The sequence below is a fragment of the Peribacillus sp. SRI_006 genome (assembly GCF_057586375.1).
This window is the reverse complement of the sequence record NZ_JBYCZT010000002.1, coordinates 317,177-342,116: the sequence shown is the minus strand read 5'-3', so window position 1 is coordinate 342,116 and position 24,940 is coordinate 317,177. Positions and strand designations below refer to the sequence as shown.

Here is a 24,940-nt window from a genome sequence, read left to right as displayed (position 1 = left end):
TTCAATCATAATCGAAAAGGGAGCTAATCACATTTCATGACTAAACAACAAAAGGGGATAAAGGATGGAAAAAGGTAAGGTCTATATTGTTGGTGCCGGACCTGGTGATCCGGACTTAATTACTGTCAAGGCAATCAAATGCATCGCGGCAGCGGATGTCATCTTGTATGATCGATTGGTAAATCGTGAATTGCTTTCATACGGCAAACCTGAAGCTGAATACATTTATTGCGGTAAAGCGCCTGGTATACATTGTGTCCCTCAAGAGGATATTCATCAATTGTTAATAAGTAAATCAATGGAGAGAAAAACGATTACTCGTCTAAAAGGGGGAGATCCTTTCATTTTTGGCCGAGGCGGTGAGGAAGCAGAAGTGCTGGCAAAGCACGGAATTCAATTTGAAATAGTCCCTGGAATCACATCTGGAATCGCTGCGCCAGCTTATGCTGGAATTCCCCTGACTCACAGGGAATGGGGGAGTTCCTTCGCAATTGTCACAGGACACTGCGTGACCGGCAAACCTGATAACATCAACTGGCATCATTTGACACATGGTGTTGACACCATTGTTATTTATATGGGTATGAAAAACCTTCCATATATCTGTAAACAATTACGCACCTGCGGAATGAAGCCTGAAACTGCCATTGCAGTCATCGAACAAGGAACGACAGATTTTCAACGAACTATTACAGGAACAATCGATTCAATAGTGGCGATCGTTACAAGAGAGCAGGTTGCCAATCCCGCCATGATCGTAATAGGAGAAGTGGTGAATTTATCCGGGAAATTATCATGGTTTTCCGAGAAAATAAAAGATAAGGAGTTCGCTTAGAAAGGAATGAGTACCTGAAAAACTTTTACTGTAATGAAACTGGAAAACTGGACATGAAAGTCATCATGTCTTCAGTTTTTTTGCTTGTACAAATTTGGACGTTGATTTCCACTTCAGGCAACTCGCTTTCCGCGGGCGGTCCGGAAGCCTCCTCGGCGCCTTTGCGCCTGCGGGGTCTCCCTTGGACTCGCTTTTCCCGCAGGAGTCTCGTACCTTCCGTTCCAATCAACTTGCTTTAACTTTTAGATAGTATCCTTTTGCCTAAAGTCTTCATTGTTTTGAAATAGCATTAATAAAACTTGAAGTGATCAGGATGCTTTCTTAACATGATTCTATTTAATGAGATCAACTGGTGCCAGCGAACCATTTGGTTCGTAAAATGGAGGCTGCCATTGGCTTTTCTTTCATTTTGATTTGGTGAAAGATATGTATTCAGAGGTAGGATGCTCAAGTATTGACCCGGTTATAGTAGTTAAACTGACTTCATTCAATATACCTTCGGAATTCGATCAATGCGCAAAACAATTATGAAGTTGAAACAAAAATGGCTTAACATAGTGGCTCGATGAGACCAAATCTCTTAACCTTTGGTCAAAATTCTAAGGGAATTTTAAAAGGGGTTCGGAATCTTTTAATTCCGAACCCCTTTTGTCTGCAAACTGACTGGACATGAAAGTCATCATGTCCAGTTTAAAAATGTTAACAGCTATTTTAATATTGCAATGTGAAAATTTTGTCGAAGAGTGAAATGTGGACATAGAACAGCTAATAATTCGGGTTTCTAGGCGAAAATCAATTACGCAGGCCAAAGTGTGCATTTAATTGGCCCTGCAGCATTTTTTTTCGCATTTTTTCCTGTTCAATTTTTCTTTTCTCTTTTAATTTTTCCTGTCTAATTTCATGGGTTTGCACTCCATCCTCTATTTTATCGGCGATTTCCACTAATGCCTTGACGTCGGAAAAAGAGTATTTACGGTTACCACCCTTAGACCTTTCGGGGAAAACGAGTTTTCTTTCTTCATAATACCGGATTTGTCTATCGGATAGTCCGGTTAATTCTCTGACCACACCTATGGAAATTACCTTTCTATCTATATAAGATTCTTTTTGCTGGACGATGAAAATCACCTCATTTTGGATTTATGCTGAATCAATAAGGATATTATATCCTAATTTTCTGAATATTTGTAATAAAAACTAACATTAAATATTAATTTTTAAAAACTATGTAAGATTTTATTACATGATTGTGGCGATAAAAAGTGACGTAACCTATAATCAATCATATCATCCTTTCAAAAAAATCTTATTGGAGGACAAAACATGTCTAAGCAGAAATTGGCGCTCATTGGGAATGGTATGGCTGGAGTAAGATGTATAGAAGAAATTTTGAAAATTCAACCGGAAAGGTTTGAGGTGACTGTCTTCGGAAGTGAGCCGCATCCGAATTATGATCGAATCCAACTATCGAATGTATTGCAAGGGGCTACGACGATAGATGATATTACAATAAATGATTGGAACTGGTACAAAGAGAACAATATTACACTTTTTTCAGGTGAAACAGTCAAAAACATCGACACCACTAAGCAAATCATATATTCAGATGCTAATCGCGAAGTCGCATATGATCAATTAATTTTAGCTACCGGATCAATCCCTTTCATACTTCCGATAAAGGGAGCTGATAAAAAAGGAGTGACCGCCTTTCGAAATATTGAAGATTGCGAAAAGATGATTGAATATTCTAAAAATAACAAAAAGGCTGCAGTCATTGGTGGAGGATTGCTGGGTCTTGAAGCAGCAAGGGGGCTTTTGAATCTAGGTATGCAGGTAGATGTAATTCACCTTTCGGAATATTTGATGGATAGGCAGTTAGATCCAGCAGCAGGAAAAATGCTGCAAAGGGAACTGGAAAGCCAGGGAATGAATTTTTATCTCGGGAAACAGACTCAAGAGGTTTTAGGTGAAATTGATGTCAAAGGATTACGCTTTAGTGATGGCGAGGAAATTAGCGCCGACTTAGTGGTCATGGCAGTTGGGATTAAGCCAAATGTTGCAATGGCCCAAAATTCCGGCATCCCTGTCAATCGAGGAATTATCGTGAATGATTATATGGAGACAAAGATCCCGAATATTTTTGCGGTTGGTGAATGTGCGGAACACCGTGAGATGGTGTATGGTTTGGTCGCTCCCCTATATGAACAGGGCAAAGTATTAGCCAAAAGGATTTGCGGACTGGAAAGCAAACCTTACGAGGGGTCCGTGCTTTCTACTAAGTTAAAAATATCTGGTGTTGATGTATTTTCGGCTGGAGAAATTTTCGAGGATGAACAAGCCAAATCAATCAAGGAATTTAATGAATGGAATGGTACTTACAAAAAAGTAATGATTCGAAATGGGAAAATTTCTGGTGCGGTATTATTCGGGGATACAAAGGAAAGCAATATCCTATTGAGCATGATCAATAAAAATGCCGACGTTTCGGAATACTTGAATGTTGGAACAAGTGAACCCAGTGTCAGCCTTGTCACTTCGATGTCAAATGAAGAAATCATCTGTGGTTGTAATGGTGTAACGAAGGGTGATATTGTGACGGCTATCGAATCTAACGGTTTAACAAGCATTGAGGAAGTAAAAGGCTGCACAAGTGCTTCGAGATCATGCGGTGGTTGTAAACCGTTAGTCGGTGATATTCTAGAGCTGACATTAGGCGCTGATTTCAGTAAGTCGAACCAGAAGGAATCCATATGTACGTGCACCACTTTATCAAGAGATGAGGTTGTTGCCGAAATACGCGAAAAAAATCTGACACATACTCGTGAAGTCATGAATGTTCTCGGCTGGAATACAAGTGATGGATGCTCGAAATGTAAACCGGCACTGAACTATTACTTAGGCATGATCCATCCTGTTGACTATGAAGATGAAAAAGAATCCCGCTATGTCAATGAAAGGCTACATGCTAATATTCAAAAGGATGGTACATTTTCCGTTGTGCCAAGAATGTATGGCGGCGTCACAAATCCCGATCAATTACGGAAAATAGCAAATGTTGCCGATAAGTATAATGTTAAGTTACTTAAGGTAACAGGCGGTCAAAGAATAGATTTGTTCGGCGTTGAAAAAGAGGACCTTCCAAGCGTATGGGCCGACCTTGATATGCCTTCTGGATATGCGTATGGAAAAACGCTTCGAACTGTGAAAACATGTGTCGGTGAAAACTTTTGCCGGTTTGGCACCCAAGATTCAATCGGTCTGGGTATTGCCATGGAGAAGAAATTCGAACGTGTTGGCACACCGCATAAGGTTAAGATGGCTGTGTCAGCATGTCCTCGTAATTGTGCTGAATCCGGTATCAAAGATCTTGGTGTTGTCGGTGTTGACGGTGCATGGGAAATTTATATTGGCGGCAATGGCGGTACCCATTTACGAGCTGCTGAATTATTATGTAAAGTGAAAACAAGTGATGAGGTAATTGAAATTACGGGTGCGTACATCCAACATTATCGAGAGACTGCCAATTATTTAGAAAGAACGTCGGTCTGGGTTGAGCGTGTCGGGTTCGATACCATTAAGGCGATTATTGGTGATAAGCAAAAAAGGATGGAGCTTAACCAACGTTTGGATGAGGCCTTATCCGTATTGCAAGAACCGTGGAAAGAAATCATTGAGAGCAATGCGATCCAAACCGGTTTATTTCAAAAAGTGAAAATTCCGGCTATATCAAATAAATGAATATGGGGGCAGCCTAAATGGGGAAAACACTTCAAAAGATAAAGGTCTCAACCGTAAATGAAATGCCAAAAAACCTGGGGAAAACAGTAACGATAGGATCTCATGAAATTGCTCTTTTTCATTTAGCAAATGGTGAATTCCGGGCTATTGAAAATCGTTGCCCACACAAAGGTGGGGTACTTGTGGAAGGCATCGTGAGTGGTGATCACGTATTTTGCCCGATGCATGACTGGAAAATCAGTGTCAAAAATGGAGAAGTCCAAAAACCTGATAATGGTTGTGTAAAGACATACCATGTTGAAATAGAAGATGGTAATGTTTATATAGTTTTATAACCAGTTGCTATGGATAGTCTCTAAGACTATCCATATTTTCTTTGCAGATTTTGAACTAAATTTACCCGGCAGAATAATTGATAAATATTTCCAAAGGCAATATACTTTCAAGTATAGGAATTCTTTTATTAAAACGAATGAATGTAAGCGATTTCGAAGAACAAATGAATAAAGTTATAGGGGAAGGTTGGCGTTTTATGAACAAATTATCGGTTGGCGTTTTTACCTTTATGTTGTATTTTGTTCCTTTATCAAATACACCTGGAATAGCAGAAGTACAACCAGATTACAAGCTTTATGTGATGGCCCCCTTGGGTGAAATAACCGATTGGGAGGCATTTAAAGCAGAGCTGACCCAGTTGAAGGAAAATGGAGTATATGCAATAACGACAGATATCTGGTGGGGATTGGTAGAGAGTAAAAAAGATAATCAGTTTGATTGGTCCTATTATAAAAAATATGCGGAAACCGTGAAAGCTTCCGGTTTAAAATGGGTGCCCATTTTATCTACGCACCAATGCGGCGGTAATGTGGGGGATGATTGCAACTATCCCATCCCGAGTTGGCTCTGGAATAAAGACACTGCCGAAAACATGGCTTTCAAGAGTGAAAGTGGTTTCTGGAATAAGGAAGTACTTGCTCCTTGGTGGGAAGGCACAGCCGGTCAGTACAATGAATTGTACAAATCCTTTTCAGAGAACTTTGCTGATAAGAAGGATTTAATAGCAAAAATATATCTAAGTGCAGGACCGGCAGGGGAATTAAGATATCCCTCCTACCAAAATGCCGATGGCTGGGATTATCCTGAGAGGGGACAGCTTCAAGTTTATACAGAAGGAGCAAAACGGGATTTCAGGCTTGCCATGAGAGAAAAATATTCCACGATAAAAAAATTAAATGCTGCTTGGGGCAAAACGTATAAAAACTGGAATGAGATTCAGCCGCCAGGAAATGGGGATGAATTTTTCACCAGGGGCGGAGCAATCGACACTAAATTTGGATACGATTTTATGCAGTGGTATCAAGGGGCACTCGAAAAGCATCTTGCAAAAATTTCGAAGTTTGCCCATAAACATTTTGATGAAGTCTTTGGCGTGCCAATTGGAGCTAAAATCTCAGGAGTCCATTGGAAAATGAATGATCCAGTAATGCCGCATTCTGCAGAGTATAGTGCCGGGTACTATAACTACTCCAAATTATTGAATCAATTTAAGAAATCGAATATGGCCCTCACATTCACCTGTCTGGAAATGGGAGATCAAGACGCACATACTGCACCGTCCTATAGCGCTCCTAAGACTTTAGTGACCCATATTGCCTCTTTAGCTAATGAAAAAGGAATTTCTTTAAACGGGGAAAATGCACTCCCTCTCATCGATAATGAATGGGGCTTTGACAATGTGTCAGAAATGCTTTTTAACCATGGTTTTGAGGGATTTACATTGCTTAGGATGTCTTATTTATTCGACGATGAAGGAAATCCAACTAATGAGTTCAGGATGATGGCTGATAAATTGGAAGGCAAGTCGATTCCCGTTACATTCACAGTTGAAAATGTACCTGCCACACAGGGAGTTTACTTAATTGGGAACAGAGGGGAAATCGGCCGATGGAATCCTGAAGATTACGAATATAAACTCACTCAAAACACAGAAGGTAGCTGGAGTGGAACATTTCGTTTAGCTGCAGATCGATTCTATGAATTCAAGTTCGTTCTGAAAGATGAAAATGGCAATATCACTTGGCAAGATGGCGAAAATAATAGGTATAAAACTCCTTTGAATGGAAAAGGAAACTATAAAACTTCATGGTAAATGGTTTTATAGGGCTATAATTTAAAATCAAGACGACAAAAGGTGGTTCGGAATGCTCTCACAACCATGATTGGTAAACTTAATATCCTTCTGTTTTTTTACTGCTATGTATACATCAATCCCTTAATAGATTAAAGAAATTTGCGACAATCCTGCCGAATAACTGTTTGCCAAGCCGCTTTGCTTTGATGCGGCTCGGCAAACAGTTGGCGGAAAGGGAGCGGATTTCTGAAATCATCTGGAATATTTTTTTAGGTTTTAAAGCCTGAAGAGGTAATCAACGTTCAAATTTTACAGTATGACTAACTAAGCAGGACTTGTGGGAAGAATATAAGGTATGGAAAATCATCACAAGTTAGGGTATAAAAAATCCAGAATCCAAGTGATGTAAATTTGCATACTGACCCCATTACGGCAATATTTTTTAATACTTAAATGATATAAATTTACATTAATTGAAATGTATTCCATTTTTAGAGCAAAGCAACAAGAAAGGGAGGAATCGAAATATATGAAGACAATGATTACATGGACAGGGGAACTGGCCTTTTCTGGCACAACTCCGTCGGGACATGAAATAAAGATGGATGCCGCCGAAGAAGCAGGAGGTAAAAATAGTGGAGCAAGACCCACAGAATTACTTTTACACTCTCTTGCCGGCTGTACAGGAATTGATATTGTCATGATTTTAAAGAAAATGCGATTTGAAACAAAGGCCTTTCAAATAGAAATAGAGGGGGTACGGTCAGAAAATCATCCTAAACGTTTTACCGATTTTCATATCCATTATTTATTAGAGGGAGATCTACCTGAAGATAAAGTCGTCCGTGCGATTCAATTATCCAAAAATACGTACTGTTCAGTGTATCACTCATTAAATGCCAACATTAAAATCAGCTATTCAATAAATGGTGTTAAAGGAAAACAAGACATATAATATGTAATTTAAAGGACTATTGTTTAACAGGAAGTTGTTTTACATCCGTATAATAAAAACGGCCCCATTTTTGAACATGGGGCTGTTTTGACTGAAATGAACATCCTCATTTCAAGAATAATCATCTATACCAAAACGTGCAAACCACAGGAAATAATCCCTCCCATGGTAATCCGAGGGTATTATACCGAAAATATCAATCTAAAATTGGTTTTCAAGGTTAGCGAACTCCATTTTATGGAAGGAAAGGGGTAATTCAGTAAGCAAGTAATCAAAATGTAATGGTTTGGTCATTGGAATGCCCTTGATGTTAGGAGTTTATCCATATAAACTTTAGATACTATTGAGGAGTGGTTAAAGTTGAAAGAGATAACAATTGACAAATTAATTTTTAAAAATCATTTATCGATGATTGAGCAATATTCATTGAAAGATTTCATGTTTAAGTGGCTTGGCAGCCCCGAAGAAGGTTTAGATGATCTTCTCCCGCTTACATACACAGATGAAGTTTTTGCAAAAATGGAAACGACATCGGAGACTAAAATCAAGATTCATGGAGAAGAAACCTTCAGATATGTCACCATTACGGAAGATAATCAAATTGTAATAGGGGGCTTGGGTCCGAATCAAGAGTTAAAGTTTAGAATTGTGTCCCTGGAAGAGCGTTTGAAAAGCTACTAAAACTAAATCAAATTTTCAAAAATACCTTAAAAAGGCCGTTCCTGTGGAATGGCCTTTTTAAGGTATTTTTTTCATCACGTTAAGAGAGTCGTGAATACCACTGTTAACTGTACTCGAAAGTAATTGAAACCCTTATCTTATGCAAGTTAAGCGAGTAACTCTTTAAACTCGCGATATTTTTGGATTAATTTAACAAAATATAAATGTTTATTGGTTTGTCTTAGTATATTATAGAGTAATGAAGTCGACTAAACATTGGGGGGGAAATGAGATGAGCGAGACGTTGGCAAGTTCAATAAAAACGCTTTTGAAGGAAACGTTTGAAGGACCGGGAAATGAAGGAAGCTATTATACTGAATCAAAACCGAATACCGGGGTTTTTGGTACACTTGATGGTTTAACCGCAGTAGATGCTTCACGTTCCATAAACGGATCGACAATTGCGGCACACGCAGACCACACCCGGTATTATTTATGGGTGATCCAATCGATGATCAATGGCACAGACTTTGAAAAAGATTGGGAAGAAAGCTGGACCATCACTACTGTTGATGAGGTGAAATGGGCTGAAATCAGAGAGGAATTACATAAAGAATATGTATCTCTTTTCGCAGAAATCGAAACAATCGATTTAGGAAAATGGCTGACAAATGTAAATGCGACCATTGCCCACTCAGCTTATCATCTTGGAGCGTTACGGCAAATGATAAAAAGCCTTGAATTAGAAAAATAATATAATATATTGAGAGTTTTTAAACTGATTGGAACGTATGGCACTCGCTTTCCGAAGGAAGTCCGCCCTCGGCACTCTTGCGCCTGGATTCTCCTTTCGACACGCTTTTTCCGCGGGAGTCAGGTACACGCGTTCCAATCAACTTTGTTTGAAAAACCCAGATAGATACTTTTAGTCTTAGTCGATAAGAGGGGTTCAAACGATCTCATCCCTAAGTTGAGGGTTTATAATATCAGATAGTTTATTTCCTGTTTCATATTTTTGAATGAGTCATTATTGATTTATACTTACTTCGTCCGAATCTCGTGCCGTAATTCTTCTCCTTCAATTCCATTTGCCTGTCGTTTGCTTTTTTACTTTCTTGCTCAGCCCATATGAAAGCAGAGTTAAAAATTGGTCCTCCTTATAAAATCCCCAGTAACACCCATATCTCTGAATTTCCGCAATCAAAAGAATCTCTTTTTTAAGTACCATACATAATATCTGAGTTCAGATCTCAAGTAATATACTTCCATTCTCCGAATGAATCATCATAATCCCTACCCAATCCGTCTAGTGAATTAAGGAATAGTAAACGCCTTTACGAATGATTAAGTGCATCCCAGATATGGAAACCAGTAAAACTCTTTTCCGCTTTGCTTATCAATGAAGATATAATTCCAAAATACTCCTTTGCTGAAACACGAGCATATCCAATATTCAAAAATAGCAATTGATCATATATGAATCACATTAACTGACGGGGCCAATTTAGTTGTAAAAGGATTTAATAATATACTTGATGATATTAGAATAAAACAAATAAAGTGTGTCAATAATAAAATTGACAGGACACCAATCAGTGTCATATAATAAAAGACACCAATTGGTGTCCAATTAAAAGGGTGGGTGATTTTGAACGAGAAAAATCAAGAACGTGATATTTATATAGCCATTGCTGACCCAACAAGACGTAAATTGCTACGTTTGTTGGCGGACGTGGAGGAATTGCCACTAAATGAGTTGACCGTACATTTTGAAATGGGCCGTACTGCGGTTTCAAAGCATTTGGCAATCCTTAAAGAGGCAGGTCTAGTAATCAGCAGAAAAGTCGGCAGGGAAACCCGTTATCGACTGAATGCTGGTCCGTTGAGAGAAATTGAGGATTGGGTATCGTTTTACAGAAGATTCTGGAGTGAAAGAATATCACTTTTAAATCAAATATTAGAGGAGGAATAAAAATGAGTTTAACAGTAACACAAGATTTTAATTTTAAGAGCCCGATCGAGAAGGTATGGCTTGCCTTAACGGATGCAAATACTCTTGGGAAATGGGTAATGGCTAATGATATTAAACCTGTCGTCGGACATAAATTCCAGTTTCGAAATGAACAGTGGAAATTAATTATTGATTCCGAAGTTCTTGAAGTCGAGGAGCCTTATAAGTTATCTTACACCTGGGTAGGTGGCGGTATAAACACTACAGTCACATGGACCTTAAAGCACGAGGATGGAACAACCCACTTACATCTCGAACAAACAGGATTCGAAAAAGAAGATCAAGCGTTCAATGGTGCGAAATATGGTTGGGCGAAAATGGGCGAAGAACTTAATAACGTGTTAGAGGTATTGTAAGACCAAACCTCTGCCTTGTTTTTTAGTATTTAGCTAACGTATAAGAAAAAAGCAAACCGCTCGGAAAGAGGAGTGTTCCGTGATGACAAAAAGTAGAACAAATCCTAAGGTTGATGAATTTTTAGGTAAAGCTAATAAGTGGAAAGAAGAATATGAGACATTAAGAAATATCGTTCTTGACTGTGAACTGACTGAAGAATTTAAATGGATGCATCCCTGTTACACGTTTGAGAATAAAAACATCGTTTTAATACATGGATTTAAAGAATATTGTGCGCTTCTGTTTCACAAAGGTGCCTTGTTACAGGATACCCACGGGCTTCTAATTCAACAAACGGAGAATGTACAGGGAGCGCGCCAGATTCGGTTCACTAATGTTCAAGAAATAGTTGCAACGGAATCCATTCTGAAAGCCTATATTCATGAAGCCATTGAAGTTGAAAAAGCCGGGTTGGAAGTGGAATTTAAAAAGAATGAAGAATTCATAATTCCTGAAGAACTTCACAATAAATTCGATGACATCCCTGCCTTGAAAACTGCTTTTGAAGCATTGACCCCAGGAAGGCAAAGAGCATACATCCTTTATTTTTCACAAGCCAAACAATCCAAAACCCGAGAGTCAAGAATCGAAAAATGCATGCAGAAAATTCTCGATGGGAAGGGTTTAAAAGATTAATATATTTGATGACAAAATAAATTAATCATGTTTTGGATTTCACCCCACTTTGCGTTCATTCGAACTCCTTTTTGGAACGCAAGTAACCACTCAACCGAATAATAAAATGGATAAAAACAAAAAAGTGATCCATAGAGTGTAAGCGATCTGCCGTGAAAAAGCCTACTTGTTGCAGCTAAGGAAAGAAAAAAACTGCACACCAAAGTGTACCTTGTTTTTTTGCTTAAAGGTCACTTTTTTTGAGCTAACGGGTGCTTATCTTGAACAAGGTTTAAGTAATGATTTCAACATACCACCAATAAAATATGGTACTTTTATGGAGTAGCAAAAAAGCCCAATTTCTCAATTTTATTACTGAGAAATTGGGCTTTTTTCGAATATTTCGATTCAGGAAAATGCTAACGACCATGGCCCACTTCGCGTATTATCTTGGAACGTTACGACAAATGATAAAAACCCTTGAAATGGAAAAATAAGATAACAATTTGATGGTTAACATGATTGGAGCCCTCTCGGCGCCTTGCGCCTGTGGGGTCTCCCCTGGACTCGCTTTTCCCGCAGGAGTCTCGAACACCCATTCCAATCAACTAACGTGTTTTAAATGAAAAAAAGGCAGGCTGATCTTATGCCGAACCATGTTTAAGACTAGTTTATCCTTCATGTTTTTCTCCTGTAATCCTTATTCGATGGAAGAAATTGCGACACTCCTGCCGAATAACTGGCTTGACGAGACCCCACAGACGCTTACTTTGATGCGGCTTGGCAGACAGTCGGCGGAAAGGGAGCGGATTTCTGAAATCAAGTGAAATTTTTTTAAGAAAAAAACTGCAGGCAAACGCGTTTTCTTCGTATATGTCTAAAAACAAGACAAGAGTAACCTTCATGTTTTTTTACTGTAATCCTTATTGGATGGAAGAAATAGCAACACTCCTGCCGAATAACTGGCTAGCCGAGACCCCACAGACGCCTGTGTCGAGGAGGCTCGGCAGACAGTCGGCGGAAAGGGAGCGGATTTCTGAAATCAAGTGAAATTTTTTTAAGAAAAAAACTGCAGGCAAACGCGTTTCTTCGTATATGTCTAAAAACAAGACAAGAGTAACCTTCATGTTTTTTACTGCCATCCTTATTGGATATCGCAGCTTATGCATTCAGAAATACACTCTTTTGTAGGTTATTGTTATATTGTGTCAGATTATACTAAGAATTCTTTACATATTAAAGGGTTCAAGTCTTAATTGGAGAAGTATATAATTATGATGTTTTAGCAAAGGATTACTGACTGCAAGGATTTTGACGTAGAAGGAGGGCTCTTAATTAAAAGGCAGCTGCTTAAACTAAGTATATTTTGCTTTATAATCTTTGTTCAAACATTATGGTCTCCCGCTGTTTTTGCTGAAGAAAAAACATTTATAATTGCTGGAGAAAGTGCCCTTCCTCCATTTTCATTTGAAAATGAAGCTGGTGAACTGACAGGCATCAATATTGATTTAATGGAGGAAATAGCGAAATATAATGACGTAGATTTCAAATATATTCCGATGAGGATGGAAGAAGCCGAAAAAGCCTTAAGTAACGGAACAATTGATGCAATTGTTGGAAGTACCTATAATACCGAAAAAGATAACCAATTTGATTTCACGCAATCCTATTTTACAATGTCCCAATCCATAATCATTCCTAGTAAAAGGAAACAGGATATTCATACGTTAACGGATCTACGTGATTCACATGTTGTCCTTGACCATAACACACCAGTTATCAGTACATTTCTCAATATGAGGAATACAAACTTAACGACCGTTTCAAATCAACACTCCGGAATTTTAACATTATTGAACAACCGAGCTGATGTGTTCATCGGAAACAAATGGACTGCTGATTTCTATTTAAAAAAATTCCGCCAAGAAAAGAATTACATCATTCTTGATGAAGTCATTGAACCTGCGGATTATACGATTGCAGTGAAAAAGGGAAATCAATCGCTTCTTTTCATGATGGACAATGCACTCACAGAACTTAAGGCAAACCGAAATATCAATGGGATAATCGATAAATGGGTAATGCCGCAATCCAATCAGAAAATTGCCAGACTCGAACAATTCATATTTTGGTTGATCATAATCTTAACTGCCGTGGCCCTTATCCTTCTAATCATTTACATATGGAATCAAAAGCTAAAAAAATCCGTACATAACCAGACTTTGAAATTACATTTATTAAATAAGGATTTAGAGAAACAACGGCAAAACATCGCTAATGCTGAAGCGTTCAAAGATCAAATCTTAAACAATATCAATAATGGCATCATAACATTCGATCTCGATTTCATGATTACCAGCTGCAATGCAAAGGCATCGGACATTCTTAACATTTCCAAGGAAATGATTCTGAATCTTACGAATCATTCGCAATTGATGAAGAATTTCGAAGCTTTACACCAGGAACAAAATGAGAATAATTGTTCGGGTTCTTTTCGAATCTTGGTATTAAATGAGGAAAATGAACAGAAGGTGATTTCTTATTCGTTTCATAAGATGTTCAATACTGAAGATATACAAACCGGATACTTACTTTCCATGAATGATGAGACGGAAAAGAAAACATTGGAGAAAAAATTGGTCACACAAGAAAAGCTGCACGCTCTTGGTCAACTCGTTGCAGGTGTCGCACATGAAATAAGGAATCCTTTAACATCGATTAAAACATTCATTGATTTACTTCCGAGTAAATATGATAATCCTCAATTCCGACAAGTTCTAATGGAACACTTACCTACTGAAGTTAACCGCTTGAATGGGATTGTTACCGATTTAATTGAATATGCACGTCCGCGGCCGCCAAATATTACAAATTGCCACGCTCATGAGCTTATATCCTTACTTGCTTTTCATAAGGTGACAATGGAAAAAAACCAAATAAATTTCGAGCAGATGATTGAGGAGGACTTTATTTTTTATATAGATTTACAACAAATTCAACAAGTACTTCTTAACTTGGTGTTGAATTCGATTCATGCCGTTGAAGAAACAAAGGAAAAGACCATTAAAATCACCATTGATAAAGTGAACGAAAAGACAGGGCGGATTGCCATATCGGATACGGGAAAAGGGATGAAGCAGGAAGAACTGAACCATATTTTCGAGCCTTTTTTCACAAATAAAGAAAAGGGCGTCGGTTTGGGACTTACGTTATCGTATAGGCTCATTAAAGAAAATAACGGAGATATCCATGTGAAAAGTTATCCTAATTCAGGAACGACATTCACCATTTTACTACCTCTATATATTGAATAGAAGCCTGGAAAGAGGAGGAGTCATATGAAAATGCAAGTATTGGTGATTGATGATGAACCTGCTATTTGCACCGCTCTTAGCTTTGCATTGGAAGATTCTTATGATGTCATGACAACTACAGATCCGGATGAGGGTCTACGGAAAATCGACAATCAGCACTTTGATATTGTGTTACTTGATTTGAGAATAGGAAATAAAAGTGGACTTGATGTCCTACAGAAAATCAAACAAATATCACCTAACGTAACAGTCATCATGATGACTGCCTATTCATCCATTGAAACTTCCATTGAGGCCATAAAAAAAGGAGCCTACTACTATATTGAAAAACCAATTAATATTGAAGAACTTTCTTTGTTGTTGATGAGGGCAGCCGAATTCAAACAGATGTCCAATCAATTGGAGACATTACATGAAGAATTAGAGATTCAAAAGGGATTCGGTAACTTCCTTGGTAACAGCAAGGCGATGCAGCGTATTTTCTCAATGATCGAAAGAGTGAAAGATATTGATTCCAGTGTTCTCATCACGGGAGAAAGTGGTACTGGAAAGGAGCTTGTAGCCCGAAATATCCATACGTTGGGAAGAAGGAAAAACAATCCAATGCAGATCGTCAACTGTGCAGCAATTCCTGAGATGCTGCTAGAATCTGAATTGTTCGGTTATGAAAAGGGAGCATTTTCGGGTGCAACTCAGAGGAAGGAAGGGAAATTCGTTGCTGCTAATGGAGGGATTCTTTTTCTGGATGAAATCAGTGAAATGCCCCTTCCACTTCAAGCCAAATTATTAAGGGTATTGCAGGAACGGGAAGTGACGCCTCTGGGATCCAATACAAAAATCTCATTGGACGTCCGTATTATAAGTGCAGCCAATAAAAACCTGGAACAAATGGTGATGGAAGGGGAATTTAGGGAGGATTTGTTTTTCAGGCTAAATGTCATTCCTATCTCGATGCCGCCACTAAGAGATAGAAAAGAAGATTTACCGATCCTTATGGATTATTTTATAAAAAAACACGCGAAGGATATGAATCGTGAAGAAAAGATGTTCTCGGCAACCGCACGTCGGATTTTACTGGATTATCATTACCCTGGGAATGTCCGGGAGCTTGGAAACATTATAGAATATGCTGTTGCCCTATCAAACTCAAAAAAAATGGAAGAAACCGACTTGCCGCAATATGTTCAAGAACAGAAGTTCATTCTTCAGCCGGATGGCACGGACGACGATTTCAACAGTTTCAGGGTTCCCATTGGCATTTCCATGAAAGAGATAGAAGAAAAGGTCATAACGGCCACTCTTCAATATTGTAATAATCATCGGCAAAAAACAGCCCAAATCCTAAAAATTTCTGAAAGGAGCCTTCGTGATAAAATCAAGCTCATTTCAAAAGAAGAATAAAGGGTTCATCGCGTTAACCGGCAATTTTTTCTGGAAAACCGGAAAAAATTGCCGGTTTATCCTTGTATAACATTCTTGAAATCGGCAGGATTTGCGTTTTAAAGCAGAAAATCGACTTGGCATGGCATTTGCATCTAAATACATTAAGAAAGGAGGATCACGATGAAAAATGGAGCACTCTTTATAAAAGTCGCTTTGTTATTTTGTTTCATGACAGGATGTTCTTTTATGAATGAGCAGCAGGAAATATCTAAACCTGCTACTACCTTGATTCAGAGGCAACTAACTTCTGAAGGACAGGATTTAAATAACAGGATGTTAATCATTGGAACCGGAGATATGACAGGTGTTTACTTTTCATTGGGACAAAGATTATCAAATATGTATGAAAAATACAACGGGGCTGTGTCAGGTACCCAAGTCACCGATGCTTCCATTGAAAATACTGAATTGGTTAGCCGTCATCGGGCAGAAATTGGTTTTACCTCAGTGGATGTACTGGATTTGCCTGAAACGGATAAATCCAAGTTAAGAGCTTTAACGGCCCTATATTCCAATTATGTTCAAATTGTTTCTACTAAACAAAATGATATTGATTCCTTGGAAGATTTAGTGGGTAAACGCATTAGTGTAGGAACGGCTGGAAGCGGTACAAGGCTTATTGCAGAGCGGATACTGTTAGAATCCGATTTACCGACTGATCAATTGAATTTATCCTATCTTTCTTTTTCTCAATCTGCAGAAGCATTACGAAATGGTACCATTGATGCAGCTTTCTTTTCTTCGGGAATCCCTAATAATGAAATCGCTTTCATATCCAAGCAGACGGAACTGACTTTCATTCCAATACCGGGAGACATCATTGAACGCCTTCAAAAACAATATGGAGTTTATACCCATAATGAAATTCCCAGAGATACATACAGGGGGATGAAGAAAAATGTCCAAACCATTTCAATTAAAAATGTCCTGGTAACCTACAAGGAAATGTCCGATCCTCATGCTTACAATCTTGTGAAAACATTATATGAACATCTGCCTGAACTGCAGCATGCACATCCAGCTGCTTCTGATATTTCAATAACGGAAGCAACTAAACAAGTTCCCTTGGATTTTCATCCAGGGGCCGTGAATTATTTCACCGAACAAGGAATTATTGGAAATCAATGAAAAACAGGAGGTAATGATTATGAAAAAGCTGATGAGTCTTTTATCAATAATAGTTTTGATCGCTCTTGCGGGATGTGGTAATCCTACTCCGCAAAAACCGGGGGAATCCGTACAAACGGGTGCTGGTGAAAAAGGAGAGAAAAAAATAACGATAGCCGGTAATGGCGGTGTCATCGAAAGTGCCATCCGAGATGTGATTGCCCCAAAATTCAAAGAAGAAACGGGAATCACGGTTAATTATATTTCCGGTTTATCAGGTGAAATCCTATCCAAAGTGGAATTACAGAAGAATGCTCCGCAAATAGATGTTGCCCTTTTTGTACCGGTTGATGTTATACGCGCTAAGGAGAAGGAACTGATCGTACCAATTGATGAGTCCAATGTTCCCAATATGAAATCGGTGGATTCACGGTTCATTCCGGTTGAAAATGCGGCCGCTCCAGCATTTGGTTTGGTAATTGCACCAGCTTATAATACGGAAACCTTTAAAAAGGAAGGCTTAAAATCAATTGAATCATGGAATGATCTTGTCTCTCCTGATTACGAGGGTAAAACGGCATTTTCAGATATTACGAATGATTGGGGTTTCAATACCCTTAATGGTCTGGCGATTTCAAACGGCGGCAGTACGGAAGACATGGAACCAGGTCTCGAAAAGGCAAAAGATCTTGCAGCGTATTCCAATACATTTTATAAAAACTCAACGCAAATGATGCCAGCGATCCAACAAGGAGCTGCTGACGTAACGGTTATGGGAAGTTATTCCATCGGTGAATTAGCCGTTTCAGGTATTCCGATTAAGATGGCCGTGCCTAAAGAAGGCGTGCCGCTTCAAGCTTTCAGCGCTGGTCTAGTGAAAAATACGCCAAATAGCAAAGAAGCCCTAGAATTCATCAACTATGTAATCAGTGAAGAAGCACAAGCATTAATTTCCGAAAAAGGATTTTATCCGACAGTGGAAGGCATGAAAATTCCAGAAAAATATGAAGAGTCAATCGGGCTTAAAGAAGGTGATAAAACATTCAAACCTGATTTCGCCAAGTTTGCCGAGATCCGTGCAGAGGTGTCAGACAGATGGTCGAAAGAGGTTACTCCTGAATTAGGGAAAAAACTCAAATAAAAAGGAGCGTGTTGATCACATGGAAGTATTAAAAAAAGATGTGGAAATTAATAGGCAACACCTGGAGGCAGTTCAGGGGGTTGGCTCAAATAAAAATGATGTAGAGATTAAAGGCGCGTTTAAACAATTTGGAGCGAATGTTGTCCTGAATGGGATTGATTTGGAGGTGAAACAAGGAGAGTTACTCACTCTTCTTGGTCCTTCCGGGTGCGGAAAGTCCACAACCTTAAACCTTATTGCCGGATTCCTCGATCCGGATCGGGGCGAGGTCCATATTAAAGGCAATAATGTTACGAAGGTTCCGCCTTACAAGCGTGATTTAGGAATGGTTTTTCAAACCTATTCGCTTTTTCCCCATATGACAGTCTATGAAAATCTCAGTTTTGGCTTGAAACTGCGCAAAGTCGGGAAAGCTGAGCAAAAAAAGAAGATTAGTAAAGCGCTTGAATTAGTGAAAATGTCAGGTTTGGAGAATCGTTATCCAAGGGAATTATCAGGAGGTCAGCGTCAGCGTGTAGCGATTTCAAGGGCACTTGTTGTTGAACCGGAGCTCCTTTTGCTTGACGAGCCGCTTTCAAACCTTGATGCAAAGCTGCGTCATGAACTAAGGGCCGAGATTAAGCGTTTACAAAAGGAAATTGGCGTAACGACCATTTTTGTGACTCATGATCAAGAAGAAGCTCTATCCATGTCTGATCGAGTCGTGGTCATGAATGCAGGGAAAATTGAACAAATCAGTACTCCGACTGAAATATACAATCATCCGAAGACAGAGTTCGTCTTTCAATTCATCGGGAAATCGAATTGTTTTGAAGGAAATGTGTCTGCTATCGATAAGCGGAAAGTTGCAGTCATGATCGGTTCTGATATCACTCATGTCGACACAAATAACATCATGGGAAATGTAAGTGATCTGAAAACCGGGGATGAGGTAAAACTTTATATTAGACCGGAAAAACTGCAAATCGTTTCTCTCGATGAAAAATCTTCATCTCCATTGGATTTCCATCGTGCCAAGATCAGCCAAATGAACTATCTCGGTACCTCATGGGAAATCAATGTTCTGTTACAGGGGAAAAGTATTCAAGTATTGACTTCCGCTTTCGATTCATCATGGCAAAATGGAAGTGAGGTGTTGATTGGATGGAGCCCATCAGAAGTTATGCTAGTCAAGAAATAGAACAGCAAACGAGTCCTATCGAGCCGCAAAAGAAGCCTAAAAGCAAGAAAAGGAAAGTCTGGGTGCCGGGATTACTTCTTTTAACGCCGATTCTGCTTTTCATATTTGGTTTCTTTGTCATACCGATGTTATACATTTTATATTTAAGCTTCATATCCACAGATAATCTTGGAGGAGCGGAGGCAGTTTATAGCATAAAAAACTATACACAATTATTTTCCGATAGCTATTACTTATCTTCATTATGGCTGACAGTGAAGATCAGTTTATATTCGGTCTTGGTTGCTTTATTTCTTGGATATCCTGTAGCTTTGACAATGGCCAAAAGTTCAGCGCGGATCAGAGGGTATATCACTCTCTTGATCGTGTCACCGCTCTTGGTAAGTATAGTTGTCCGTAATTTTGGCTGGTACCTTTTGCTCTTGCCTAATGGAACGATTAATCAAACCTTGATGGCCCTTGGCATAATAGATGCACCATTGAAACTATTGTTTTCGGAGATAGGAGTTGTGATTGGGCTTTCCAATGCATATCTTCCTTTCATGATCTTATCCATCGTTGCAAGTCTTTATAATATCGATCCTTCTCTTGATAAGGCAGGAGCCATACTTGGGGCAAGCCCATTCAGAAGGTTCTTTTCCATTACATTGCCGCTAAGCATCCCAGGTATCGTATCTGGCTGCATTCTCGTATTCAGTTTGTCAATGAGTGCTTATGTTACGCCTGCACTAATGGGGGGAGCCAACGTGCCCGTGATGCCTGTTGTCATCTATGATCAAATTAATAACCTGCTGCATTGGACATTCGGATCTGCTCTTTCTTATATTCTATTAGCAACCACTGTCATATCGGTAACCGTCTTTACCAGAGCGTTTGAAAAAGGGAAATTCAAGGAGGTATTCCGATGATGAAAACGTTTGGCGGCCTTCGGGTTGCAGTAGCCGTTTTGGCCATTATCTATATCTTGATCCCGCTCATTGTCGTTATTCCCGCTTCTTTTACAAGTGCCAATTATCCAAGTTTTCCGGCTGAAGGCTTTTCACTGCAATGGTATGCCAAGATCTTGGAGCGCCCTGAATTTTTGGAAGCATTTTTGAACAGTGCGAAGTTCGCAGCATTAGCTGCCCTTTTCTCCGTCATATTCGGTACTTTGGGTGCCCTTGGCATCGCAAAGTATGATATTCCGGGAAAATCGTATATTACGGCCCTTTTAACTTCTCCATTAAGTGTGCCGCAATTAGTCTTAGGGATTGCACTCTTAATGTACTTTACACCAATGATGCTTGCCGGTACGTCTACAGGATTTTTAATTGCCCATATCGTGATTTGCATACCATATGTCATGAGGCTCGTATTAACCGGTTTAAGTGGATTTGATTATAATCTCGAAAGGGCTGCGGCCATACTTGGAGCCAATCCACTAACGGTATTCATGAAAGTGACACTGCCGCTAATTGGATCCGCGGCCATCTCAGGGGGATTATTCGCATTTTTGACATCATTTGATAATGTAACGGTCTCTCTTTTTATGGTATCACCTGAAATGAGAACGTTGCCGATCGAGATTTTCTCGCAAATGCAGGATGCCTACAATCCAATCGTCGCATCCGTGTCGAGCGTGGTTATTTTCATATCAGTCCTTCTGATTGTCATACTTGAAAAAATTCAAGGTGTAGGCAAAGTTTTTGGCGGTTCGCATCATACAAACGGTTAAAAAACGGTATATATGATGTGACATACGATCATGCTGGAAAAGTTATGATTTTTTCGAAGAAAACTCATGTGTACATTCCATTCAAATGGGCCAAACACCTTTTCGCAGCCAATAACGGCGCCGTTAGGACAGGGACAGAGGGATTAACCTGCTTTGCGATATGTTCCATACTATATTGTGAAAGCAAAATCACTTCTGTCTTTCCATCCAATTGTTCCACCATCTTTTTAACCCGATCGTCATGTTCCTTTCTTTTTCCTTGTGATAATAAATGGATGATTCCGGGATCGACCAATGACTCGATCATACAGTCCGGATTCTTATTTAATAGGTAATTTTGAAGGGCGATCGGCGTTTCTTTTACGGTGGAAACCAGGCCAATGCGAGTATAGCGAAGAGCTTCATCAAGCATGGCCTCATCTGAACGAAATAACTTTACAGAGTATAAAGGCTGTAAAATTGCAGTGATGTCATTAAAGGCAGAGCAAGTAAGTTGGATGCATGAAACATCAGAATCATAGGCGATATTCACTAATGCAGAAAAGCGGCGGATGATTTCAGGAGTTAACTTGCCGCTCTTTTCCATCAAGGAGAGAAGAGACGTGTCCATGAAATGAAGGAGTTCAATGTTCGGTGCAACGGTCTGAAAGGCAATTTCAATTGGTTTTAGTGCAGTTGTGGTTGCATGAATCAGTGCGATTTTCAAAAAAAAACCTCCTTTTCTTTCATCATTATATCTAGCAGAATCTTAAAATGCCATTATATTACATACGGATAGACCTTTTCCAAATTTCTATTAAGAAAGGAAGTGGGAAGCATGGAGAAAGAAGCCTTGGTCGATCTTCGACAGGTAATTCCAGGTGACAGAATGTTTCTTGATTTGGCAGAAAGGTATTGTTATAGCTATGACGCATCTTTTGGGGAATATTTACCCGAAATCGTCATCCAGCCCAAAAACGCGGAGGAAATCAGTGAAGTGGTTAAATTGGCTAATACTCACAAAATACCTGTTTACCCTAGAGGATCAGGAACTTCGCTAAGCGGCGGCCCTTTACCTGTTAAAGGGGGGATGGTTCTTGATATGACCCTTTTGCGGGATAAATTGATCATTGATCGGGAAAATATGCTTGCCATAGTCTCTCCAGGGGTGATTACGGCAGATATTCATAAAAAGGCTGAAGAAGCTGGCTTATTCTATCCGCCGGATCCAAGCAGTTCCAATGTAGCCACTATAGGCGGGAATCTATTAGAGAACTCCAGCGGGCCAAAGGGATTGAAATACGGAACGACAAAAGAATACGTGATAGGTCTGGAGGTGGTCACCCCGACGGGAGAAATCATTCGTACTGGCGGAAAGACCGTAAAAAATGTAACTGGGTATGATTTGACTCGATTGATCGTAGGATCGGAAGGTACTCTGGGCATCGTAACTGAGGCAATCATCCGCTTAATACCAAAACCTCAATCTAAACAAACATTTGTCGCCCACTTCAATCATTTGATAGACTCTGGACATACAATTACCAGCATTTTATCATCAGGAATTCTACCCTCTGCCCTGGAATTAATGGATAATGCGTGCATCCGTGCTGTTGAAAGCTACCATCCTTCCGGGTTGCCTCTTCAGGCAGAAGCCATTCTGATCATAGAAATAGATGGACACCCATTGGCGATTGAGGAAGAAATCAATAAATGCGCCGATATATGCAGGGCAGAGGGTGCTTCCTACGTCAAGATAGCGGAGACAGAGGAAGAGCGCCAAACGATTTGGAGTGCGCGTAAATTGGTTTCCCCGGCCATTACACAAATGGGTCCTACAAAAATTTCTGAAGACGCGACCGTTCCACGCAGTCAAATACCGGCAATGATGGAGAGATTAAACAATATCCGGGAGAAATACGGGTTGAACTTGGTTGTATTCGGTCATGCAGGGGATGGGAATTTACATCCGAACATCATTACTGATAAACGAAATATTACGGAAATGAAAAAAGTGGAGCTTGCTGTCAGTGAAATTTTTGAAGCGGCAATCGAATTAGGCGGAACACTTTCAGGGGAACATGGAATCGGTACTTTAAAGTCACCATATATGGAAATGGAATTAGGAATTACTGGAGTGAATATGATGAAAAAAATTAAAGAAGCATGGGATCCCAATAATATCCTGAATCCAGGGAAGATTTTTCCTGATAAGGGACAGACAAGGGTCGTGTTGGTTCCATGAATCTACCCGCCAAACCGAATGAGTCAAATGCTGCGGTCCAAAATTTATATTCAGATGCCTATGATTGGACAAACCAATGCGTAAAATGCGGATACTGTTTACCGGCATGCCCTACATATGAATCAATGGGTGTGGAATCCGCCTCTCCACGCGGTCGTATCAATCTAGTGAAAATGGCAGCCGAAGGAAAAATAGATTTCCAAAAAGATTTAGCTGAACCAATCGACTTATGCTTAGGCTGTCGTGCTTGTGAAACAGCATGTCCTGTTGGTGTGCCATACGGACATATACTGGAAGCGGCTAAAGAAGCCATTGAAAACTCCCCGTCAGCAAACCAAAAAAACAAAATGACAAAAATCAAAAAACTGGCATTGGTTCATCTTTTTCCATATCCAAAACGAATGAACAGGATTGGAAGTGCAGTGCAGCTCTATCAAAAAACCGGCTTATCCAAGCTTATCCGTTCATCAAATATATTGCAGAAGGTTTCCCCTGCCCTTGCACATTTAGAACAGGCACTTCCAGTCATCGAGACTTCTTCCAAACGTATCCGGCCAGGTACGATTATACCGGCAAAAGGGGAAACGAAATTAAAAGTGGCATTTTTTACTGGGTGTATCATGGATTCCATGATGTCACGAATTAACCGTCTTTCCATTGAGCTGCTTACCATAGCAGGTTGTGAGGTCATTCTCCCTGAAAATCAGAATTGCTGCGGTGCTCTGCATTCCCATCAAGGTGAAACAAAACAAGCGAAAGCATTGGCAAAGAGAAATATCCAAACCTTCATGCAAACGGATGCTGATGTAATCGTAAATAACGCAGGAGGCTGCGGTGCTTCGCTTCTTGAATATGGACATCTATTGGCAGAGGATCAAGAATGGGCTGCGGCGGCAAGGGCTTTCTCGGAAAAATCAAAAGATATCAGTCAAATTCTTCATCAATTGGGACCGCTACCCTTCACTGAAGGATGGCAAGGCATCGTTTCCTATCAAGATTCATGTCATTTACGCAATGTTCAAAAGGTCCAAAAGGAACCTCGTTTATTATTGCAATCCATACCAGGAGTTTCCTATGTCGAAATGGAAGGGTTTGACCGTTGCTGTGCATCTGGAGGCATTTACAATCTTCTCCACTTTGATGAATCCATGAAAATTCTTGATGAGAAAATGAAGAATCTTAACGAAACGAAAGCAACTACCATTGTTACGGTTAACCCAGGATGCCAAATGCAAATGAGCATTGGCATCCAAAGGGAGGGAGCGGCGAACCAAATGAAAAGTTTGCACCTTGTTGAAGTACTTGCCAAGGCTTGCGGCTTGGATTGACAAAAAGGGATACTTCAAACTTCATAGGACATTACTTCGTCAGTATTTCCTGCACTTATGGGAAAATACTGACGTTTTTGTTTTAAATGATGAAGACGTAAAAATCTTTGCAGTCAATAATGCAGTGCCATATGTATAATTAAAAAGA

Annotated in this window: 23 protein-coding genes and 1 pseudogene; 21 read left to right on the top strand and 3 right to left on the bottom strand. The window is 39.6% G+C overall.

The genetic code is table 11. The annotated features are described in order from the left end of the window. Positions 1-64 precede the first annotated feature (64 nt). Positions 65-835: a uroporphyrinogen-III C-methyltransferase gene (gene cobA / locus AC2YHV_RS04000; protein WP_487372640.1), complete on the top strand. Its 771-nt coding sequence runs from the start codon at positions 65-67 to the stop codon at positions 833-835. Positions 836-1,184: 349 nt separating this feature from the next. Next, positions 1,185-1,385, top strand: a pseudogene (locus AC2YHV_RS03995) (transposase); the annotation flags it as partial. A gap of 242 nt (positions 1,386-1,627) precedes the next feature. On the opposite strand, the gene AC2YHV_RS03990 reads toward AC2YHV_RS03995, so the two are convergent. Then, positions 1,628-1,954: a MerR family transcriptional regulator gene (locus tag AC2YHV_RS03990; RefSeq protein WP_034311054.1), complete on the bottom strand. Its 327-nt coding sequence runs from the start codon at positions 1,952-1,954 to the stop codon at positions 1,628-1,630. A 204-nt stretch (positions 1,955-2,158) separates the two neighbouring features. Between AC2YHV_RS03990 and nirB the strand changes: the two genes are divergently transcribed. The 9 genes from nirB to AC2YHV_RS03945 all read left to right on the top strand — a co-directional run bounded on the left by nirB (position 2,159) and on the right by AC2YHV_RS03945 (position 11,362). Then, a complete protein-coding gene (gene nirB, locus AC2YHV_RS03985) occupies positions 2,159-4,573 on the top strand; it encodes a nitrite reductase large subunit NirB (protein WP_487372639.1) in 2,415 nt (804 codons plus the stop codon). Between the two features lie 17 nt (positions 4,574-4,590). Further along, the gene (nirD, locus tag AC2YHV_RS03980; protein WP_057277625.1) at positions 4,591-4,908 is read left to right on the top strand and encodes a nitrite reductase small subunit NirD; all 318 of its coding nucleotides are present in this window, start codon (positions 4,591-4,593) and stop codon (positions 4,906-4,908) included. A gap of 197 nt (positions 4,909-5,105) precedes the next feature. Then, positions 5,106-6,722: a family 14 glycosylhydrolase gene (locus AC2YHV_RS03975; protein WP_487372638.1), complete on the top strand. Its 1,617-nt coding sequence runs from the start codon at positions 5,106-5,108 to the stop codon at positions 6,720-6,722. A 511-nt stretch (positions 6,723-7,233) separates the two neighbouring features. Continuing rightward, complete coding sequence (locus AC2YHV_RS03970; RefSeq protein ID WP_095678434.1) at positions 7,234-7,659, top strand: OsmC family protein; 426 nt, start codon at positions 7,234-7,236, stop codon at positions 7,657-7,659. A gap of 360 nt (positions 7,660-8,019) precedes the next feature. Then, positions 8,020-8,340, top strand: a complete 321-nt coding sequence (locus AC2YHV_RS03965; protein WP_487372637.1) for a hypothetical protein — start codon at positions 8,020-8,022, stop codon at positions 8,338-8,340. Positions 8,341-8,611: 271 nt separating this feature from the next. Continuing rightward, positions 8,612-9,073: a hypothetical protein gene (locus AC2YHV_RS03960; protein WP_191929204.1), complete on the top strand. Its 462-nt coding sequence runs from the start codon at positions 8,612-8,614 to the stop codon at positions 9,071-9,073. Positions 9,074-9,967: 894 nt separating this feature from the next. Continuing rightward, positions 9,968-10,291: an ArsR/SmtB family transcription factor gene (locus tag AC2YHV_RS03955; protein ID WP_189337287.1), complete on the top strand. Its 324-nt coding sequence runs from the start codon at positions 9,968-9,970 to the stop codon at positions 10,289-10,291. 2 nt (positions 10,292-10,293) lie between these two features. Then, the gene (locus AC2YHV_RS03950; protein WP_278089441.1) at positions 10,294-10,686 is read left to right on the top strand and encodes an SRPBCC family protein; all 393 of its coding nucleotides are present in this window, start codon (positions 10,294-10,296) and stop codon (positions 10,684-10,686) included. 82 nt (positions 10,687-10,768) lie between these two features. Beyond that, positions 10,769-11,362 carry a YdeI/OmpD-associated family protein gene (locus AC2YHV_RS03945; RefSeq protein WP_487372636.1) on the top strand — a complete coding sequence of 198 codons (594 nt, stop codon included), beginning with the start codon at positions 10,769-10,771 and terminating at the stop codon, positions 11,360-11,362. Between the two features lie 255 nt (positions 11,363-11,617). Here the strand turns inward: AC2YHV_RS03945 and AC2YHV_RS03940 are convergent, their stop codons facing one another. Next, a complete protein-coding gene (locus tag AC2YHV_RS03940; RefSeq protein WP_141489662.1) occupies positions 11,618-11,701 on the bottom strand; it encodes a stage V sporulation protein M in 84 nt (27 codons plus the stop codon). A gap of 543 nt (positions 11,702-12,244) precedes the next feature. On the opposite strand from AC2YHV_RS03940, the gene AC2YHV_RS03935 reads away from it, so the two are divergent. The 8 genes from AC2YHV_RS03935 (at position 12,245) to AC2YHV_RS03900 (ending at position 21,240) form a co-directional block, all read left to right on the top strand. Next, on the top strand, positions 12,245-12,391 hold the full coding sequence (locus tag AC2YHV_RS03935; RefSeq protein ID WP_189337288.1) for a hypothetical protein: 147 nt from the start codon (positions 12,245-12,247) through the stop codon (positions 12,389-12,391). Between the two features lie 242 nt (positions 12,392-12,633). Then, entirely contained in the window at positions 12,634-14,655 is a 2,022-nt protein-coding gene (locus tag AC2YHV_RS03930) for a transporter substrate-binding domain-containing protein (RefSeq protein ID WP_487372676.1), read from the top strand. 24 nt (positions 14,656-14,679) lie between these two features. Further along, complete coding sequence (locus AC2YHV_RS03925; RefSeq protein ID WP_487372635.1) at positions 14,680-16,056, top strand: sigma-54-dependent transcriptional regulator; 1,377 nt, start codon at positions 14,680-14,682, stop codon at positions 16,054-16,056. A 162-nt stretch (positions 16,057-16,218) separates the two neighbouring features. Continuing rightward, entirely contained in the window at positions 16,219-17,226 is a 1,008-nt protein-coding gene (locus AC2YHV_RS03920) for a TAXI family TRAP transporter solute-binding subunit (RefSeq protein WP_487372634.1), read from the top strand. A gap of 19 nt (positions 17,227-17,245) precedes the next feature. Next, on the top strand, positions 17,246-18,346 hold the full coding sequence (locus AC2YHV_RS03915) for an ABC transporter substrate-binding protein (protein WP_191929209.1): 1,101 nt from the start codon (positions 17,246-17,248) through the stop codon (positions 18,344-18,346). Positions 18,347-18,365: 19 nt separating this feature from the next. Then, positions 18,366-19,526, top strand: coding sequence for an ABC transporter ATP-binding protein (locus tag AC2YHV_RS03910; RefSeq protein WP_487372633.1), 1,161 nt, complete (start codon positions 18,366-18,368; stop codon positions 19,524-19,526). Further along, entirely contained in the window at positions 19,490-20,434 is a 945-nt protein-coding gene (locus tag AC2YHV_RS03905) for an ABC transporter permease (RefSeq protein ID WP_063576219.1), read from the top strand. The genes AC2YHV_RS03910 and AC2YHV_RS03905 overlap by 37 nt, the downstream gene beginning before the upstream one ends. After that, positions 20,434-21,240 (top strand): ABC transporter permease, encoded by an 807-nt coding sequence (locus tag AC2YHV_RS03900; protein ID WP_095678476.1) that lies wholly within the window; start codon positions 20,434-20,436, stop codon positions 21,238-21,240. Before AC2YHV_RS03905 ends, AC2YHV_RS03900 begins: the two co-directional genes overlap by 1 nt. A 64-nt stretch (positions 21,241-21,304) precedes the next feature. On the opposite strand, the gene AC2YHV_RS03895 is transcribed toward AC2YHV_RS03900, so the two are convergent. After that, complete coding sequence (locus AC2YHV_RS03895) at positions 21,305-21,946, bottom strand: hypothetical protein (protein WP_063576220.1); 642 nt, start codon at positions 21,944-21,946, stop codon at positions 21,305-21,307. A gap of 111 nt (positions 21,947-22,057) precedes the next feature. On the opposite strand from AC2YHV_RS03895, the gene AC2YHV_RS03890 reads away from it, so the two are divergent. Both AC2YHV_RS03890 and AC2YHV_RS03885 read left to right on the top strand, forming a co-directional pair. Then, positions 22,058-23,464, top strand: a complete 1,407-nt coding sequence (locus tag AC2YHV_RS03890) for an FAD-binding oxidoreductase (RefSeq protein WP_487372632.1) — start codon at positions 22,058-22,060, stop codon at positions 23,462-23,464. After that, a complete protein-coding gene (locus AC2YHV_RS03885) occupies positions 23,461-24,792 on the top strand; it encodes a (Fe-S)-binding protein (protein ID WP_487372631.1) in 1,332 nt (443 codons plus the stop codon). The genes AC2YHV_RS03890 and AC2YHV_RS03885 overlap by 4 nt, the downstream gene beginning before the upstream one ends. Positions 24,793-24,940: the final 148 nt, after the last annotated feature.

Excerpts from the sequence above, each read along its gene's own strand:
- cobA (WP_487372640.1), top strand. The coding sequence starts at position 65 with ATGGAAAAAGGTAAGGTCTATATTGTTGGTGCCGGACCTGGTGATCCG.
- nirB (WP_487372639.1), top strand. The coding sequence starts at position 2,159 with ATGTCTAAGCAGAAATTGGCGCTCATTGGGAATGGTATGGCTGGAGTA.
- nirD (WP_057277625.1), top strand. The coding sequence starts at position 4,591 with ATGGGGAAAACACTTCAAAAGATAAAGGTCTCAACCGTAAATGAAATG.
- AC2YHV_RS03975 (WP_487372638.1), top strand. The coding sequence starts at position 5,106 with ATGAACAAATTATCGGTTGGCGTTTTTACCTTTATGTTGTATTTTGTT.
- AC2YHV_RS03970 (WP_095678434.1), top strand. The coding sequence starts at position 7,234 with ATGAAGACAATGATTACATGGACAGGGGAACTGGCCTTTTCTGGCACA.
- AC2YHV_RS03960 (WP_191929204.1), top strand. The coding sequence starts at position 8,612 with ATGAGCGAGACGTTGGCAAGTTCAATAAAAACGCTTTTGAAGGAAACG.
- AC2YHV_RS03950 (WP_278089441.1), top strand. The coding sequence starts at position 10,294 with ATGAGTTTAACAGTAACACAAGATTTTAATTTTAAGAGCCCGATCGAG.
- AC2YHV_RS03945 (WP_487372636.1), top strand. The coding sequence starts at position 10,769 with ATGACAAAAAGTAGAACAAATCCTAAGGTTGATGAATTTTTAGGTAAA.
- AC2YHV_RS03935 (WP_189337288.1), top strand. The coding sequence starts at position 12,245 with ATGTTTTTTTACTGTAATCCTTATTGGATGGAAGAAATAGCAACACTC.
- AC2YHV_RS03925 (WP_487372635.1), top strand. The coding sequence starts at position 14,680 with ATGAAAATGCAAGTATTGGTGATTGATGATGAACCTGCTATTTGCACC.
- AC2YHV_RS03920 (WP_487372634.1), top strand. The coding sequence starts at position 16,219 with ATGAAAAATGGAGCACTCTTTATAAAAGTCGCTTTGTTATTTTGTTTC.
- AC2YHV_RS03915 (WP_191929209.1), top strand. The coding sequence starts at position 17,246 with ATGAAAAAGCTGATGAGTCTTTTATCAATAATAGTTTTGATCGCTCTT.
- AC2YHV_RS03910 (WP_487372633.1), top strand. The coding sequence starts at position 18,366 with ATGGAAGTATTAAAAAAAGATGTGGAAATTAATAGGCAACACCTGGAG.
- AC2YHV_RS03905 (WP_063576219.1), top strand. The coding sequence starts at position 19,490 with ATGGAGCCCATCAGAAGTTATGCTAGTCAAGAAATAGAACAGCAAACG.
- AC2YHV_RS03900 (WP_095678476.1), top strand. The coding sequence starts at position 20,434 with ATGAAAACGTTTGGCGGCCTTCGGGTTGCAGTAGCCGTTTTGGCCATT.
- AC2YHV_RS03890 (WP_487372632.1), top strand. The coding sequence starts at position 22,058 with ATGGAGAAAGAAGCCTTGGTCGATCTTCGACAGGTAATTCCAGGTGAC.
- AC2YHV_RS03885 (WP_487372631.1), top strand. The coding sequence starts at position 23,461 with ATGAATCTACCCGCCAAACCGAATGAGTCAAATGCTGCGGTCCAAAAT.